This is a genomic window from Azospirillum griseum, assembly GCF_003966125.1.
GTDB classification, from domain to species: domain Bacteria; phylum Pseudomonadota; class Alphaproteobacteria; order Azospirillales; family Azospirillaceae; genus Azospirillum; species Azospirillum griseum.
Genome location: NZ_RXMA01000143.1, coordinates 1 through 425 on the forward strand (window position 1 = coordinate 1; position 425 = coordinate 425).

Annotated in this window: 1 protein-coding gene; it reads right to left on the bottom strand. The window is 67.1% G+C overall.

What is annotated here, in order from left to right; all coding sequences use genetic code 11:
• A partial coding sequence (locus tag EJ903_RS26535; RefSeq protein ID WP_126620833.1) for a GTP-binding protein occupies positions 1–425 on the bottom strand: 425 nt, incomplete at both ends.

Genomic DNA, 425 nt, shown 5'->3' on the forward strand with positions numbered 1-425 from the left:
TCCAGCAGTTCCGGATCGTCGACCATGTCGACCTTGTTCATGAACACGACCAGCGCCGGGACGCCGACCTGACGGGCGAGCAGGATGTGCTCGCGGGTCTGCGGCATCGGGCCGTCGGCGGCCGACACGACCAGGATCGCGCCGTCCATCTGGGCGGCACCGGTGATCATGTTCTTGACGTAGTCGGCGTGGCCGGGGCAGTCGACGTGCGCGTAGTGGCGGTTGGTCGTCTCGTACTCGACGTGGGCGGTCGAGATCGTGATGCCGCGCGCCTTTTCTTCCGGCGCCTTGTCGATCTGGTCGTAAGCGGTGAAGGTCGCGCCGCCGGACTCCGCCAGCACCTTCGTGATCGCCGCCGTCAGCGACGTCTTGCCGTGGTCGACGTGGCCGATCGTGCCAACGTTGCAGTGCGGCTTCGTCCGCTC